The organism is Actinomyces procaprae (assembly GCF_004798665.1).
GTDB classification, from domain to species: domain Bacteria; phylum Actinomycetota; class Actinomycetes; order Actinomycetales; family Actinomycetaceae; genus Actinomyces; species Actinomyces procaprae.
Window position 1 is genome coordinate 2,175,279 of the sequence record NZ_CP039292.1, and the last position, 16,010, is coordinate 2,191,288.

The 16,010-nt window shown below is 71.0% G+C and carries 12 protein-coding genes; 3 read left to right on the top strand and 9 right to left on the bottom strand.

All coding sequences use genetic code 11. From position 1 onward, the window contains the following. Window positions 1-23: 23 nt before the first annotated feature. From rimM to E4J16_RS08805, 4 genes are all read right to left on the bottom strand, one after another. On the bottom strand, window positions 24-575 hold the full coding sequence (gene rimM, locus E4J16_RS08790; RefSeq protein WP_136192284.1) for a ribosome maturation factor RimM: 552 nt from the start codon (window positions 573-575) through the stop codon (window positions 24-26). Between the two features lie 537 nt (window positions 576-1,112). Further along, entirely contained in the window at window positions 1,113-1,349 is a 237-nt protein-coding gene (locus E4J16_RS08795) for an RNA-binding protein (protein ID WP_108967793.1), read from the bottom strand. 1 nt (window position 1,350) lies between these two features. After that, window positions 1,351-1,794 carry a 30S ribosomal protein S16 gene (rpsP, locus tag E4J16_RS08800; RefSeq protein WP_136192285.1) on the bottom strand — a complete coding sequence of 148 codons (444 nt, stop codon included), beginning with the start codon at window positions 1,792-1,794 and terminating at the stop codon, window positions 1,351-1,353. Between the two features lie 301 nt (window positions 1,795-2,095). Next, window positions 2,096-3,580, bottom strand: a complete 1,485-nt coding sequence (locus E4J16_RS08805; RefSeq protein WP_136313777.1) for an alanine/glycine:cation symporter family protein — start codon at window positions 3,578-3,580, stop codon at window positions 2,096-2,098. Window positions 3,581-4,222: 642 nt separating this feature from the next. On the opposite strand from E4J16_RS08805, the gene E4J16_RS08810 reads away from it, so the two are divergent. Continuing rightward, on the top strand, window positions 4,223-5,365 hold the full coding sequence (locus tag E4J16_RS08810; protein WP_136313778.1) for a hypothetical protein: 1,143 nt from the start codon (window positions 4,223-4,225) through the stop codon (window positions 5,363-5,365). Between the two features lie 22 nt (window positions 5,366-5,387). Here E4J16_RS08810 and ffh read toward each other — a convergent pair whose 3' ends face one another. From ffh to E4J16_RS08830, 4 genes are all read right to left on the bottom strand, one after another. Next, window positions 5,388-7,088 (bottom strand): signal recognition particle protein, encoded by a 1,701-nt coding sequence (gene ffh, locus E4J16_RS08815; RefSeq protein ID WP_136192288.1) that lies wholly within the window; start codon window positions 7,086-7,088, stop codon window positions 5,388-5,390. A gap of 184 nt (window positions 7,089-7,272) precedes the next feature. Continuing rightward, window positions 7,273-8,487 carry a signal recognition particle-docking protein FtsY gene (gene ftsY, locus E4J16_RS08820; RefSeq protein WP_136313779.1) on the bottom strand — a complete coding sequence of 405 codons (1,215 nt, stop codon included), beginning with the start codon at window positions 8,485-8,487 and terminating at the stop codon, window positions 7,273-7,275. A 107-nt stretch (window positions 8,488-8,594) separates the two neighbouring features. Then, window positions 8,595-8,951: a hypothetical protein gene (locus E4J16_RS08825; protein ID WP_136192290.1), complete on the bottom strand. Its 357-nt coding sequence runs from the start codon at window positions 8,949-8,951 to the stop codon at window positions 8,595-8,597. Window positions 8,952-9,044: 93 nt separating this feature from the next. Beyond that, entirely contained in the window at window positions 9,045-12,830 is a 3,786-nt protein-coding gene (locus E4J16_RS08830; protein WP_136313780.1) for a chromosome segregation SMC family protein, read from the bottom strand. Between the two features lie 298 nt (window positions 12,831-13,128). On the opposite strand from E4J16_RS08830, the gene E4J16_RS08835 reads away from it, so the two are divergent. Further along, complete coding sequence (locus E4J16_RS08835) at window positions 13,129-14,088, top strand: ABC transporter ATP-binding protein (protein WP_136313781.1); 960 nt, start codon at window positions 13,129-13,131, stop codon at window positions 14,086-14,088. A gap of 3 nt (window positions 14,089-14,091) precedes the next feature. Next, on the top strand, window positions 14,092-15,354 hold the full coding sequence (locus E4J16_RS08840) for an ABC transporter permease (protein WP_136313782.1): 1,263 nt from the start codon (window positions 14,092-14,094) through the stop codon (window positions 15,352-15,354). Between the two features lie 219 nt (window positions 15,355-15,573). Here the strand turns inward: E4J16_RS08840 and ndk are convergent, their stop codons facing one another. Then, window positions 15,574-16,008: a nucleoside-diphosphate kinase gene (ndk, locus tag E4J16_RS08845; RefSeq protein WP_136192294.1), complete on the bottom strand. Its 435-nt coding sequence runs from the start codon at window positions 16,006-16,008 to the stop codon at window positions 15,574-15,576. Window positions 16,009-16,010 lie beyond the last annotated feature (2 nt).

Genomic DNA, 16,010 nt, shown 5'->3' on the forward strand with positions numbered 1-16,010 from the left:
CGGGGGCGATGCGGCGGGCCGGGTCACCGATCCTCCTCCGCCTCGCCCACCCCGGGGAACAGGCCGCCGGGCGGATCTATGACTACCGTGCCGGATTCGGGCTCGACCTCAGGGACCAGCTCCTCCACGAAGGGGACGGCGACCTCCTGGCCGTCGGGGGTGCGCACCACCAGCCGGTCCTGGGCCACGCCGGGCTCCATGCCGGTGACCTCACCCAGGACCTGCTCGGAGCCGTCGTCCAGGACCCGCACGGCGGTCATGCCAACTAGTTCGTGGGTGTACCAGGCGTCGTCCTCCGGCTCCTCGGCGTCGGTCTCAACCAGCAGTTTGACGCCGCGCAGCGCCTCCGCGGCGGTTCGGTCGGGGGCCTCGGCGAAGGCGGCGAACCAGCGGGAGCCGTCGAAGCGCAGCCTGGAGACGGTAAGGTGCCCGGAGGCGGCGGGACCGGTGGCGGGCTCAGCCGGCAGCACGCTGCCCGGCGCGAGTCGGCCCTCGGGGTCATCGGTGCGGACTTCCAGGCGGACCTCGCCCTTGAGCGCGTGGGCGGGTCCGATGACAGCGACAGTAAGCAGCACGGCCCCAACCTACCGTGCGCACCACCAGCGCAGGCACCACCACCGCCAGAACGCCATGCGCGCCGGCACCGCGGGCACCCTCTGCTGCGTGCGCTTGTACCCTGGTGTGCAGCAAATACCCGCACACCAGGGTACAAAGGCTCGCAGTAGGCGGAGGCGCCGAGTGTGCGTGTCAGTTCGTCATGGTTTGTGTGGGGTACCGGTCCCGGCTTGATGCAGGAGGGTGATACTGCACGACCTCGGGCCGCGTTCCACGACCTTGGTGCCTGTTGCACGACCACCCCGGGGTCGTGGAGCGCGCACCAAGGTCGTGCAGCGTCGCCCGGGTCGTGCAAAAACTCGGCCACCGCACGCCGCCTGGCAAAACACACGTCCGCGCCGGCAACCCGGTCCAAATGCAACACCTCCGCGCCGACAACCCACCCGCACGCCATCCCCCCCGCGGTCTTGTGTTGGCGGGCACTGTTGAAAACGCCGCCGCCCGCATCCCGGGGTGGGATCGGGCGGCGGCGTCCGCTGTTGTTGGGGACGTGCTCCTCAGCGACGGTCGGTGTCGACGACGTCCACGCGCACCGGCGAGTCCGCCAGGGCGCCGACGACCGTGCGCAGTGCGCGCGCGGTCCGGCCGGAGCGGCCGATCACCCGCCCGAGGTCGTCGGGGTTGACCCGAACCTCAAGCAGGTCGCCGCGGCGCAGAGTCCGGGCGGTCACGGTGACGTCGTCGGGGTTGTCGACGATGCCGCGCACGAGGTGCTCAAGTGCGTCGGCGAGCACGTCAGGCCTCCTCGGCCGGGGCCTCGGCGGCCTCATCGGCCTGGGACTCGGCCTCCGCCTTCGCCTGTGCGACGGCGGCATCGGCCTTGCGCTTCTCGGCGTCGTCCGCGACGGCCTTGACGGCGGCCTGCTTGGCGGCGGCCTCGGCCTCGACGTCCTTGACCTTCAGCCGGGGCTTGACGCCCGTCAGGCCCTTGAAGGTGTGGTAATCGCCGGTGATCTTGAGCAGGTTGAATACGGTGTTCGAGGGCTGCGCGCCCACACCGAGCCAGTACTGGGCCCGCTCGGAGTCGATGCGGATGAGCGAGGGCTCCTGCATCGGGTCGTAAACGCCGATCTCCTCGATGACGCGTCCGTCGCGCTTCTTGCGGGAATCGACGACGACGACCCGGTAGAAGGGGGCGAACTTCTTGCCGAGGCGCTTGAGGCGAATCTTGACTGCCACTTGGTTGAAACTCCTGGTTCTCGATGGTTTGGCCCATGCCGGTTCCCGGTGGGGTTACAGCAACGGGGGCCGGTTGAGGCCGAGACGCGATCGCACCGGGAGAGGGACCGGGAACGGTCGAGTACAGCCGTGCATTCTGCCAGAGCGACGCCGCCGCGTGCCAGCCGTGCAGCGCCCGCGCCGCGCGGAATCCATGCGATATCGCCCACAGAGCACCCGCGGGCACCCACGGGGCGTGTGGGCGCGCCCGCCGCCCGGTCCGGCTCCGCACCGGAGGCATCCACCGGCAGCGGGGCAGGGCTCAGATCTCCTCATGGAGGCTTTCCTGGCGCATGGCCGCACGATCCGCGGTCCACACGTCGCCGCCGAGCTCGCCCGGCAGAAGGGGGTTCCCCGGGGCTACGAACACCGGCTCGGCCACGCCGTCGCGCCGCTGGGCATCGTAGTCCGCAAGCGCCGCCAGCACCCAGCGCGAGAGCCACAGCACGGCCACCAGGTTCAGGATCGTCATCAGTGCCAAGGCCACATCGGCCATCACCCAGGCCAGCTCCAGGGCTGCCAGAGCGCCCAGCCCCGTGGCGACCGTCATGGCCAGACGCAGGACCGTGCCGGCGCGGCGACCGCCGCCGAGGTAGCTGACATTGATCTCTGCGAAGGCGGAGTATCCCAGCACCGAGGAGTAGGCGAAGGTGAGCACCACGAAGCTCATGAACCAGATGACCCAGTTGCCGGGCACGGCGTCGCCCAGGGCGTGCTGGACCAGGGTGGTCTCCGCCCACTGCGGCTCCTTCCCCGGCGTGTAGACCGCAGGAGAGGACAGCAGGATGGTCAGTCCGGTGGCGGTGCAGATCAGGATCGTGTCCACGCATACGCCCAGCGCCTGGATGAGCCCCTGGGTGACGGGGTGGGCGACGTCAGCCGTGGCGGCGCCGTTCGGGGAGGACCCCTGGCCGGCCTCGTTGGAGAACAGGCCGCGCTTGGTGCCGTTGAGGAAGGTGGCGAAGAAGCCGCCGCCGGTGCCGGCCAGGCCGGAGCGCAGGTTGAAGGCACCGGCGAAGATATCCGCGAAGGCGCCGGGCACCCGGTCGACGGAAACGACGATGACCACGAGTACCACCACCAGGTACGCCAGGGCCATCAGCGGTACGAGCCACTCGGTCACCTTTGCCACCACTCGCATGCCGGCCAGGAGGATCGGAGCGGTCAGCGCCATGAGCACCACTGCCGTGACCGGCGTGCTCACGCCGTGTGCCTCTGACAGCGTCACGGCGATGGTGTTGGACTGCACCATCGGGAAGATGAGCCCGTAGGAGAACACCAGCATGACCGCGAACACCACGCCCATGCCCCGCCCCAGGCCGCGGCCGATGCCGCGCTGCATGTAGTAGGCGGGACCGCCCCGGAAGATGCCGTCGACGTTACGGACCTTGAACACCTGGGCCAGGGTCGACTCGGCGAAGCTGGTGGCCATACCGAGGATCGCCACCACCCACATCCACAGCAGGGCGCCCGGGCCGCCGAGGGTGACGGCCAGGGCCACGCCGGCGATGTTGCCGGTGCCCACGCGCCCGCCCAGGCCGATCACGAAGGCCTGGAAGCTGGACAGGGAGCCGCGCTGGTGGCGGGAGTGCGCGACCAGCCGGACGGCGCGCACGAACAGGCGCAGCTGAACGGCGCGCGTGCGTACGGTCAGGTACAGGCCGGTGCCCAGCAGAATCCAGACCAGGATGTTGCCGGAGATAAAGCCCTCGAAGCTGGACAGGGCGTCGGTGAGTGCAGCGGACACGGTGGTTTCCGTCCGTCGGGGATGGCGGGGCGGGTGTGAGGTTACCGCAGGCAACGGCTGCGGATGGCCCGTGCACGAGGAGTGGACACGACACGACCCGTCCAGGTTTCCAATTCCGAGACTGCCCACCACCCCGGTTGACCGTACCGTAATGTTCGGGGCATGAGCCTGTTCTCCCGTCGCAGCATCCGGCCACCCGGGGCGCCCTCCTCCATCCGGCCACCGCGTGAGCTGATAGGCCGCAGCCCGGTCGAGCCCCCAACCGCCAATGGGGTACCCGCGGCACCTCCGAAGTCGATGGGCTCCACCGCCAACGTGCAGCACGGCCCCGCCGCCAGGACGCGCAGCTTCGGCGAGCCGCAGCGCAGAGTCTTGGAGCGCACGCCGCGCACGCCGAATACGGCCGGGCGCTTCCGGGCTCTGACGAGCGGGGTCATCGTCTTAGCCGCGGTTGTCGTCGTGTGCGTCGGCGTACTCGGCGGAGGGGTCGACCCGGCGGGCGCACCCACGGCGACCGCATCCGCGTCCGCCACGCTCCGGAGTGTGAACCATACGGTCGAACCACCGGCCCATACAGGATGTTCGACGACGGCGAGCCTCGCCTCCCCCTCCGATCCGACAGGCTGGGAGGAGACGTGGCGTATGGATGTCGGCTGGGGCGATGTGTTGACCGCTCCGTCCTGGCAGGCGTTCTCCGCCGGAGACTGCCTGGTGATCGCCTCCAGCCGTTCCCGGGACACGCCCGGAAGGCTCGTCGGCTATCGCCTGACCCCTACGGGCGCGGAGCGCCTTTGGGCCCGTTCCGGAGACGACGTCGACGGCGAGGCCGTCAACCGCATCTACCTTCACGGCTACGGCCAGTGGTGGGGAGGTTACTTGGTGGCCGGAGGCCTGCTGATCGACCCGTCTACCGGCGACCTGACACGGGCTCCCTGGGCCGATCAGGTAGGCACAGTCGTCACCGTCGGCGAGGAGTTAGCCATTAGCTGTGCACGCTCCTACAGGATTACCGAGGGCTCCTCCTGCTCGGCCTGGGATTGGAATGGCGGCGCCCCCTCGCAAAGATGGAAGCAGAACTACAAGGAGGAGTCGCTCGATCCAATCCTCGGCTACCTTCCCGGCGGCAGCACGCAGCCCGGCTCGCTACTTGCACGGCTGAACACCGAGTCCAGAAGCGCCCGGGCATACACGGTGCTGTCGTTGGCGGACGGATCCATCCACGGCAGGTGGCCCGACACAGAAATCGACACCCCCTACGTCTTCATTCCGGCCCGCGACGGCTGGATGCTACTGTCCGGAATCCAGCGCCAAGCCACGCTGATTACAGCCGACGGCCAGGAGGGAGAGCAGTTTCCCGTCATCGATGAGCGTCCCACGGTGATGCTCGCAGGCGACCAGCTACCGATGCTCGCCCAGCTGCGTGCGGCCTACCGCGACGGAGACTTCGATTGGGCGGATGTGGTCCTGCGGTGCCAGAGCACATCCACATGCACGCTGAACGGCTCCGATGTTGAGCTTCCCGCCGACGTGCTCATAGACAGCCGCCTCGACGCCGATTACTACCAGGGGGCGTCGGCGGTGACCGGCGACGGCTCCAGCCTTTTGCTTGTGACACGAGGGGACGAGATCACGTGGACAGTTGTCTTCAACACGCGCTCAGGACAGGCACAGATCCCGGCGTTCTCGCGAGATCGCTCCAAGGGCCATGCGCTGGCACGCATTACCGATGACCTGATCCTCATGCTCGTGGGCTCCGAGGTCATCGCCTACGCGCCGACGAGCTGAGTCGTGAGCGCAGGCGTCGCCCTCAGCCCAGGCCCAGGTGGCGGCGCAGGTCCTCCGGCAGGGCGGCCATGGCGTCGGCGACCTCGTCGCCGCCGGGCTGCGACTGCTGCGCCGCGTTGTCCTGAGTGGGCATGATGCCGTAGGTGGCGGCCGCCGGGGCGGGAGCGGCGGGCTGTCCCAGCCCGAAGGCGGAGCCGGCCGGGGCGGGGGCGGGAGCCTCTGCCGCGCCCGTGGCCTTCTGCGCCCGGGCGGCAGCGGCCTCGCGCGCCTGCTGGGCGGCCTTGGCCGGGTTGCCGGAGCGGCCCTTCTTGCCACCCTTGCGCTTCTTGCCCTTGGGCGCCTGGCGAGCCTTGGCACGCTTGCCCGTCGAGGGCAGCGAGCCCATGCCGGGCATGCCGCCGGGTCCGCCCAGGGCTCCCGGACCACCGGCCGCCATGGCCTCCATCATCTTCTTGGCGGCCTCGAAGCGGTTGACCAGCTCGTTGACGGCCTGCACCGTGGTCCCGGACCCCTTGGCGATGCGGGAGCGGCGCGAGCCGTTGAGGATGGACAGGTCGCGGCGCTCCGCGGGCGTCATGGAGCAGACGATCGCCTCGATGCGGTCGACCTCGCGTTCATCGAAGTTCTCCAGGGCGTCGCGCATCTGCCCCATGCCGGGCATCATGCCCAGCAGCTTCTTCATCGACCCCATCTTGCGGATCTGGCGCAGTTGAGCCAGGAAGTCGTCAAGGGTGAAGGTGCCAGAGGCGAGCTTGGCGGCGGCGTCCTCGGCCTCCTTCTCATCGAAGGCCCGCTCGGCCTGCTCGATCAGGGTGAGCAGGTCACCCATGTCCAGGATGCGGGAGGCCATGCGGTCGGCGTGGAAGCGCTCGAAGTCGTCCAGCCCCTCACCGGTGGAGGAGAACAGCACGGGCGCGCCGGTCACCCCGCGCACCGAGAGGGCGGCGCCACCGCGGGCGTCGCCGTCGAGCTTGGACAGCACCACGCCGGTGAAGCCGACGCCGTCGCGGAAGGCCACGGAGGTGTTGACGGCGTCCTGCCCGACCATCGCGTCCAGGACGAACAGGATCTCGTGGGGCGAGACTGCGTCGCGGATACGAATGGCCTGGTCCATCATCTCCGCGTCTACGCCCAGGCGGCCGGCGGTGTCGATGACGACGACGTCGTAGCCCTTGGCCCGGCCCTGCTCGACGCCGCTGCGGGCCACCGCAACCGGGTCGCCCACGCCGTTGCCCGGCTCGGGGGCCCACACGTCCACGCCGGCGCGCTCGGCCACCACGCTCAGCTGCGTGACGGCGTTGGGGCGCTGCAGGTCGGATGCCACCAGGAGGGTGCGCTTGTGGTCACGCTTCAGCCAACGGCCGAGCTTGCCCGCGAGCGTGGTCTTACCAGCACCCTGCAGGCCGGCGAGCATGATGACGGTGGGTCCGCGATCCGCCCAGTTGAGCTCGCGGGACTCGCCCCCCAGCACCTCGATGAGCTCGTCGTTGACGATGCGTATGACCTGCTGGGCCGGGTTCAGGGCCTGTGAGCGGGCGGCGTCCTTGGCCTTCTCCCGCACGGCGGCGGTGAAGGAGCGCACCACCGGCAGGGCGACGTCGGCCTCCAGGAGGGCGCGGCGGATCTCGGAGACGGTGGCGTCAACGTCCGCTTCGCTCAGGCGGCCCTTGCCGCGCAGCGACTTGAACGAGGCGGTGAGCCGGTCGGAGAGGTTGCCGAACACGCGGGGTCCTTCCTTGGCGCGATGGCGCAAGTGGTTGGAGGGGCAGGCTGGTTGTGCGCGCCGACGCCGGGCGCGGCGCACGCTTCAGGATAGCGGTGAGGGCCCGCGCCGTCCCACCCGGGGGACGTGCGGGCCCTCACGCACAGTGACATCAGCGGCACATCACTGCGTCGACGCGGCTGCGTCATTCGACCAGGGCGTCGACGAAGCCCTCCGGGTCGAAGGGCGCCAGGTCATCAGCGCCCTCCCCCAGGCCGACCAGCTTGACGGGCACGCCGAGCTCCTTCTGCACGGTGACGACGATGCCGCCCTTGGCGGTTCCGTCCAGCTTGGTCAGCACGATCCCGGTGATGCCGACGGCCTCGGAGAAGACCTGCGCCTGGCGCATGCCGTTCTGCCCGGTGGTTGCATCCAGCACCAGCAGTACCTCACCGACCGGGGCGACCTTCTCCATGACACGCTTGATCTTGCCCAGCTCGTCCATCAGCCCCGCCTTGTTCTGCAGGCGTCCGGCCGTGTCCACCACCACCACGTCGACTCCCTGCCGGGCGGCGGCGCGGGCGGCGTCATAGGCGACGGATGCGGGGTCGGCGCCCTCGCGCTCGGAGCGAACCACCTCGACGCCGACGCGCTCGCCCCAAGTCGTCAGCTGCTCGGCGGCTGCGGCACGGAAGGTGTCCGCCGCTCCCATGACGACGCTCTTGTCCTCGGCGACGAGTACGCGCGCCAGCTTCCCGCAGGTAGTGGTCTTGCCGGTGCCGTTGACCCCGACCATGAGGACGGCGGCGGCCGGCTCCCCGTCGGTGTCGTTCCAGCCTGCGGCAGGCGTGGGCTTGGCGAGATTCAGGGAACGGTCCATGGAGGGGTCCACCAGCGCGAGCAGCTCCGCGCGCAGGACGGCGCGGATGGCCGCGGGGTCGGAGGTGTCCAGCACCTTGGCCTGGGTGCGCAGTTCCTCCATCAGCGAGGTGGTCACCTCAATGCCAAGGTCAGAGGTCAGCAGCGTGTCTTCAATCTCCTCCCAGTCGGCCTCGGTGAGGTCACCGCGGGACAGGACCGACAGGATGGCTCGTCCGAAGCCCCCGGCGCCGGCCAGGCGCGAGCGCAGGCGCTGCATGCGGCCGGGGATCGACTCGGGGCGCTCCAGGGTGGCGGGCGCGGCCTGCTCGGCGGGCTGCGGCGCGGCAGCCGCCTCCGGCGGCGGCCCTCCGGGCGCCACCTGAGGCTCAGTGGCCTCCTCCTGCGGCGGGGTCAGCAGGACGTCGTCGGCGCTGGTGGGCTTGTGGGCGCTGACCTCCGGCGGCACCTGACCGCCGCGGTTGCGCCCCGCATAGAACCAGATCCCACCGGCAACGGCGAGTACGACGACGACTATGAGGACGATCAGCAAGGGATCCATGACCCCATCATGCCTGATCGCCGTCAACTGCGCGGCGGGAGCTTCGCCACGGGACTAAGGGGCGGTCTACCCGCCGCCAGGCCCGGCTTCTCCCGACGCTGCGGGCATCAGTAGTGCTGCACCGCGGTCTCGCGGCCGCGGCGGGCCGCGGCCGCGTCCTTGCCGCGACGTACCTCGGCCGCCTTGGCCTCGGCGGTGTCCATGGCCTTCTCGACCACGTCCACGAGTCCGGAGAAGGAGTCCGTACCGACGTAGACGGCAGAGTCGTCCCGCGTCATGAGGTCCTCGAGCCGGGCCTCCTGCGGCACCACGGTAACCGGCTCCTCCTTCTCGCGGGCCACCCCTGCCAGATCACGCAGCCGGTCACGCCAGGTGGCGACCGGGTAGCGCTCGGCGACGACCAGGCCGAGCACAATCAGGGCGGCGACGAGGACGACGGCGAGGGGGAGGATCATGGAGCCCATGGGCATTATTCTGCCTTCCGTTCGTCACGGTGCCGCCGAGGCCGGGGCGCCGTGTCGCCCACCCGGCAGCGCCGTGTTCATCACAGTTCACCCCTACGCTCCCCCGTCACCCTGGGCTTCTGGTGAGAGCCGCTGGGAGACCGCCTGGGTGACGCCGTCGCGCATGGTGATGCCGTACAGGGCGTCGGCGATCTCCATGGTGCGCTTCTGGTGGGTGATGATGATCAGCTGGCTGGAGGCGCGCAGCTCGGTGAAGATGTCCAGCAGCCGCCCCAGATTGGTGTCGTCCAGGGCCGCCTCCACCTCGTCCATGACGTAGAAGGGCGAGGGCCGGGCCCGGAAGATCGCCACCAGCAGGGCAACTGCGGCCAGCGAGCGCTCCCCGCCGGACAGCAGTGACAGGCGCTTGACCTTCTTGCCTGCGGGGCGGGCCTCGATGTCGATGCCGGTGGTGAGCATGTCGTCGGGGTCGGTCAGCACCAAACGCCCCTCGCCACCGGGGAAGAGCCGGTCGAAGACGATCGCGAACTCGCGGGCCGTATCCGCGTAGGCCTGGGTGAACACCTCCTGCACTCGCTGATCCACGTCTTCAACGATGCGCAGCAGGTCCGCCCGGGACTGCTTGAGATCGGCGAGCTGCTCGGCCAGGAAGCGGTGACGCTCCTCCAGGGCCGCATGCTCCTCCAGGGCAAGCGGATTGACCTTGCCCAGGCGGGCCAGGTCCCGGCTCGCGCGCTTCAGGCGCCGCTCCTGCTCGGCGCGCACGTAAGGACGACCGCCCCTGCGCACCTGGGGCGGAACCGTCCCGTCCTCGGCGTCGGCAGCCTCCTCAGCGCCCGCCTCGGTGGTCTCCTCCACCGCCTCCAGCACGGGCATGTGGGGCCCGTACTCCTCCACCAAGGGGTCCAGCTCCAGGCCGAGCTCGTTCATGGCGCGCTCGGCCAGGTTCTCCAGGCGCATGCTCTGCTCGGCGCGCGCGATCTCATCGCGGTGGGCCGCATCGGACAGGGCGCCCATCTCACCGGCCAGGGCGTCGAGCTGCTTGCGCACATCGGCGGCCGCGGCGGCGGCATCGGCACGCTCGACCTCAATGCGGGCGCGCTCGCCCTGGGCCTGTTCCACCCAGGTGCGGGCGGTGTCGGCTGCGGTACGGGACTGGTCGCGCACCTGTGCCGCGGTCCGCATCCGGGCGGCGCGCACCTGTTCGGCGCGCTCGGCGGCGGCGCGCTGCTGACGCTCGCGGCGGGCTGCGGCACGCAGCGAGTCGGCGCGGCCGCGCACGCCGCGCTCCCTCTCCTCCGCGGTGCGCAACGCCAGGCGGGCCTCCGTCTCGTCCGCGCGGGCGGCCGTTGCGGCCCGGGAGGCGGCCTCACGGACTGCGCGGGCGGCATCGATGGCGGCGTCAATGTCCACTTCCCGGGCACCACCCGTGCCCGGGCCCGCATTCGCGCTCGCATCCGCGCGCGATGCGGGGCCGTCCCCGTTATCGTCGGCGGGGCCGACGGTCAGCGGGCGGCTCTCCAACTCTGTCAAGGCGGCCTGGGCCGAGGCGAGCTCCGCGGTGCGCTGGGCCGCCTCCGCCTCGGCGCGTTCCAGGACTCGGCGAGCCCGTCCGGCCTCCTCCTCGGCGGCACGGGCGGCGGAGTTCAGGCGCGCCAGTTCCTCCGCCACACGGGCGGCCTCGGCGTCGGCGGCACGCAGCCTCGTCAGCGCCTCGGCAACGGCGTTGCGGGCGGTGGCCTCCGCTTGGCGGGCCGCGCTCAGGGCCGCGTCTGCCTGTTGCTCCGCCGTGACCGCCGCCGTCGCCCGGGCGGCCGCCTCCTCATGGGCTGCGGCAAGAGCGAGCACGGAGGAGACGCCCTCACCGGCACCGGTGGCCCAGGTGGGGGCGAGCACGTCGCCGTCGCGGGTGGCGACGACCGCGCCGGGCACGGCCTCACGCAGTGTCCGGGCGGTCGGCAGGTCGGGAACCACCCAGGCGTCGGCCAGCAGCACGTTCAGAGTGCGGGTCAGCGCCGGGGATTCGGCGGTGATGAGCCCGGGCGCCGACTGTGCACCGGCGGGCACACCGGGTGGGCCGACGGCAGTCCCGGCCGCCGGCGCGACGGGGTCGGCGGCATCGCCGTCGTCGCCGCCTTGGATGACCAGCCGCAGGCCCCCGTCCTCCTGGCTGCGGGCGCGGGTGAGGGCGGCGACGGCGGCAGCGGTGTCGGCGACGATCGCAGCTCCGGCCAGCTCTCCGAGCAGTGCGGCCAGGGCGTTCTCCCAGCCGGGGGTCACCGTGACCGCGCGGGCGAGCGGGCCGAGGATGCCGGGCAGGCCGGCTTGTGCCAGTTCGGCGGTGGCGTCCTGAGCGCGCAGGGACAGGGCGAGGGCGTCGCGGCGAGCGGTCCAGGTGGCCAGCTCGGCGGCGGCCTCGCGACGAGTGTCGTTCGCGGCGGACACGGCATCGCGGGCCGCGTTCAGCGCGGCCGTGGCGGCCTCGTGCGCGGCGGCGGCACTGGCCTGCTCGTCGACGGAGGCGTCGGGGTGGCCGGCGTCTCCTGGCGCCCCGGGCCGATCTGCGTCCTTGGTCGTGGCCTGCGCCAGGGCGTGAGCCGCCTCGGATGCGCGTGCCTGCGCGGCCTCCAGGCCGGTGCGCGCCTGCTCTACTGCCGCTCGGGCGGCCTCATGGCGGGAGCGGGCAGAAGCCAGGCGGCCGCCGGCGCGGGCCAGCAGCTCCCGGTGCTCCGCACGTTGGGACTGCAGGGCCGTCAGCCGCTGCTCGGAGGCAGCCGCGGCGGCCTCGGCGTCGACCCGCTTCTGGGTGGCCTCCACCAGGGCGGCGCCGGCGGACTCAATGGCCGCGGCGAGCTCCTCCTCCTCCGCTGCGGCCTCGCGCGCCCGGCGCTCCAGCTCCTCCGGGTCCGTGCCGCTGGCGGGCCTGGGGGCGTTTGCCAGGCCGCGCACCCGCTCAGCGGCCACGTCCGCAAGGGCGGCCAGGGACTGGGCGGCCGCGGTGAGCTCCTCCCAGGTGGCGGTGGCGCGGGCCAGGCGCTGCCCGGAGGTGGCCTCCACGGCGGTCAGCTCCTCAAGCCTGGCGCGGGCGACCCGCTCGGACTCCTCCAGCGCGGCACGTCGGCCGGCCAGACGGGCCTGATCCTCCTCGCCGGCCTCAAGCAGGGACTGAACCTGGACGACGTCGTCGGCCAGGAGCCGGGCGGTGGCGTCACGGACCTCCGCCTGGATGACGTGGGCGCGCCGGGCGACGGCGGCCTGCCGAGCCAGCGGGCCGAGCTGGCGGTGCAGCTCGGCGGTAAGGTCGGTCAGCCGAGTCAGGTCCGCCGCCATGGAGTCGAGTTTGCGCAGGGCCCGTTCCTTGCGCCGCCGGTGCTTGAGGACGCCGGCGGCCTCCTCGATGAAGCCGCGCCGCTCCTCCGGGGTGGCGGTGAGGACGGCGTCGAGCTGCCCCTGGCCGACCACCACGTGCATCTGCCGGCCCATGCCGGTATCGGAAAGGAGCTCCTGCACGTCCAGCAGGCGGCAGGTGGCGCCGTTGATCTGGTACTCGCTGCCGCCGCCGCGGAACAGGGTGCGGGTGATGGTCACCTCGCTGTAGTCGATCGGCAGGGCGCCATCGGCGTTGTCGATCGTCAGGGAGACCTCGGCGCGGCCGAGCGCGGGGCGGGAGCCGGCGCCGGCGAAGATGACGTCGGCCATGGAGCCGCCGCGCAGGTTCTTGGCACCCTGCTCCCCCATCACCCAGGTCAGGGCGTCCACCACATTGGACTTGCCCGAGCCGTTCGGGCCCACCACGGCGGTGATGCCCGGCTCCAGGCGCAGGGTGGTTGACGAGGCGAAGGACTTGAACCCCTTCATCGTCAACGTCTTCAGGTGCACACGCCAACGATAGCGGGAAAGCCGGAAGCCAGCCGAAACCAGCCGGGCCGCCCCGTGCCGCAGCATTCACCGTGTTCAGCACAAGTCCCGCGCCGAGTTCACTCGCCGCGGTGGTGGCTGCCGGGGTCGGGCGCTGCCAACGCCAAGCGAGCGCCGTTAAGCGCGACGCACCAATCACGGGCAGGACCGGACCGCTCACGGCGGACACGCCGGAAAGCATACTTGACATTTCCGGCGCGAGGAAGCACGCTTCACAAGTCAAGCAGACTTAACGCGGCCGATCACGATTGGAGCCCTCTTGCTAGACATCGCCAACCTGTCCAAACGCTTTGGGAGCCTGCGGGCTCTCGACGACCTGTCCCTGCGCCTGGGTGACGGCGAGATCGTGGGCTTCGTGGGCGCCAACGGCGCCGGCAAGTCCACCACTATGCGCATCGTCATGGGGGTGCTGACCGCCGACGCCGGCTCCGTGACCTGGGACGGCGTGCCGGTGGGTGCCGCCGAGCGGCGTCGCATCGGCTACATGCCCGAGGAGCGGGGCCTGTACCCGAAGATGAAGGTCGGTGAGCAGCTGACCTACCTGGCCCGCCTGCACGGGGTGGCGGCCGCGGCCGCCCGGCGCGCGAGCGAGCAGTGGACCGAGCGGCTGGACATCGCCGCCCGCCGCGACGATGAGGTGCAGAAGCTCTCCCTGGGCAACCAGCAGCGCGTCCAGCTGGCGGCCGCCCTGGTCTCCGACCCCGACCTGCTGATCCTGGACGAGCCCTTCTCCGGCCTGGACCCGGTGGCGGTGGACGTGATGAGCCAGGTGCTGCGCGAGCGGGCCGCGGCCGGGGTGCCCACGCTGTTCTCCTCCCACCAGCTCGACGTCGTGCAGCGGCTGTGCGACCGCGTGGTCATCATCCGGGAGGGCCGGCTGGTTGCCGACGGCACCGTGGCCGAGCTGCAGGCGGGCGCCGAGCCGCGCTGGCGCGCCGTCGTCGAGGTCGCGGGCGAGCCCGAGGCCGCCGTCGGCGCCGCCCGCGCCATGCTGGCCGGAGCCCCCGGGGTGGAGGCGAGCGCCGAGCCCATTGCCGCGGGCGCGCGGGTGACCGTCATGGCCGGCGGCCCCGACGAACAGCGGTTGTTGGAGGCGGCCCAGCACCTGGGACGGCTGCGCGAGCTCGGCCCCGTCGCCCGTCCGCTCACCGAGGTCTTCCGCGAGGCACTCGCCGCCCCCGCCACATCCCCCGCCCCCACGACCGGACAGGAGGCCTGAGCCGTGCCCGCCCCCGAACACTCCAGCACCACCATCTCCCGTTCCCAGGAGATCCGCCTGGTAGCCGGCCGCGAGCTGCGCACCCAGTTGTTCAAGCGCTCGGCGGTGATCTCCACGCTAATCATGCTGGTCCTCGCCGTCGGCGGCATCCTCGTGGTCGCCCACCTGACGGGCGGCGAGGACGAGCCCTACCGGCTGGGCGTATCCGCGCCGGACGCGGCGACCGCCACCGCGCTCACACCCGCCCTGGAACAGGTCACCGGCACCAACGGCGTACCCGTCACCGTCACCGACGTCTCGGGCACCGACGTCGAGGCGGCCCTCGGCATCACCACCGACGACGGCGACGTGGACATGGTGCTCGACCTGACCGGCCCCTCCCCCGCGCTGAAAGTGACCGAGGAGGACAACGTCGACCAGGCGGTGCTCGCCGCCGTCACCAACGTGCTTCAGCAGTCGGCCCTGTCCGAGCAGATCACCGCCCTGGGCGGCGACCCCACCCAGGTGGCGGCATCGCTGGCCGATGCCGCGCCCCAGGTTGAGGCCCTCGACCCACCCGACCGCGACGGCGAGAACTTCGGTGCCCGCTACACCGTGCTGCTGATCATCGACATCCTGCTGTTCGTCGTCGTCATGGGCGGCGGGCAGACGATCGCCATGGGCGTGGTGGAGGAGAAGTCCAGCCGCATCGTGGAGATCCTGCTGGCCTGTGTACGCCCCACCTCCCTGCTGGCGGGCAAGATCCTCGGCACCGGCACCGCCGTGCTGGTCTCCTACGGCCTGATCGGTGTGGTCACCGGAATCACAGCCAAGCTGAGCGGCGTGCTGCCCGACGGCGCCGTCGACATTGATACCGCGCTGATCGCCATGGTCGTCTGGATGATCGTGGGCTACGCGATCTACGCGGTCGGTTACGCGGCCGCAGGGGCACTGGTCAGCCGCCAGGAGGACGTCGCCACCGTGGTCATGCCCCTGACCATGACGCTCATGATCCCGTACATACTGTCTTTCGTGATGGCGTTGGGCGATCCGTCCTCGCTGCTGTACCGGGTGTTGTCCTACCTGCCGCCCTTCGCGCCCTTCCTGATGCCGGCCCGACTAGTACTCGGCGTGTCCTCCTGGGGCGAGCAGCTCACGGCGATGGCGATCACCCTGGTGTTCATCCCGGCCTTCGTGTGGCTGGCGGCGAAGGTGTACACGCGGGCGGTCACTCGCACGGGTGCCCGGGTACCGCTCAAGGAGGTCCTGTTCCGCCACCCCGCCTGACAGCAGCGCCTCGCTCCCCCGCCGAGGTCGGTAGATCTTACGTATCGAGGTCGGTAGATCTTACGTATCGAGGTCGGTAGATCTTACGTACCGAGGTCGGTAGATCTTACGTACCGAGGTCGGTAGATCTTACGTACCGAGGTCGGTCTGAACGGCATGTGGGGCCGCACCAGTGTGGTGGCGGCCCCACATGCTTTATCGCTGCTTCAGCAGCTCGGTTCAGTTCACCAGCTCGGGGAACCAGATCGCGATCTCACGCTCGGCGGATGCCGGCGAGTCCGAGCCGTGCACCAGGTTCTGGATGGCGCTCGTGCCCCAGTCGCGTCCGAGATCGCCGCGGATGGTTCCAGGCGCCGCCGTAGTCGGGTCGGTCGCTCCCATCAGTGAGCGCACCCCCTCCACCGCGCGCTCGCCCTCGACGACGACGGCGACGACGGGCCCCCGGGTCATGTACTCCACGACCCCGGGATAGAAGGGCTTGTCAACGTGCTCGGCGTAGTGGGCGGCCAGGATCTCAGCAGTGGGTGCCACCAGCTTCAGAGCGATGAGGTCGTAGCCCTTGGCCTCGATACGTCGCAGAATCTCACCAACCAGGTGCCGCTCCACGGCATCTGGCTTGAGCAGGACGAGGATGCGTTCGGGAGCGTCGGTCATGA

Bases quoted from the DNA above. Each gene is read 5' to 3' on its own strand.
- E4J16_RS08810 (WP_136313778.1), top strand. From the start codon at position 4,223: ATGGATGTCGGCTGGGGCGATGTGTTGACCGCTCCGTCCTGGCAGGCG.
- ftsY (WP_136313779.1), bottom strand. From the start codon at position 8,487: ATGGATCCCTTGCTGATCGTCCTCATAGTCGTCGTCGTACTCGCCGTT.
- E4J16_RS08825 (WP_136192290.1), bottom strand. From the start codon at position 8,951: ATGGGCTCCATGATCCTCCCCCTCGCCGTCGTCCTCGTCGCCGCCCTG.
- ndk (WP_136192294.1), bottom strand. From the start codon at position 16,008: ATGACCGACGCTCCCGAACGCATCCTCGTCCTGCTCAAGCCAGATGCC.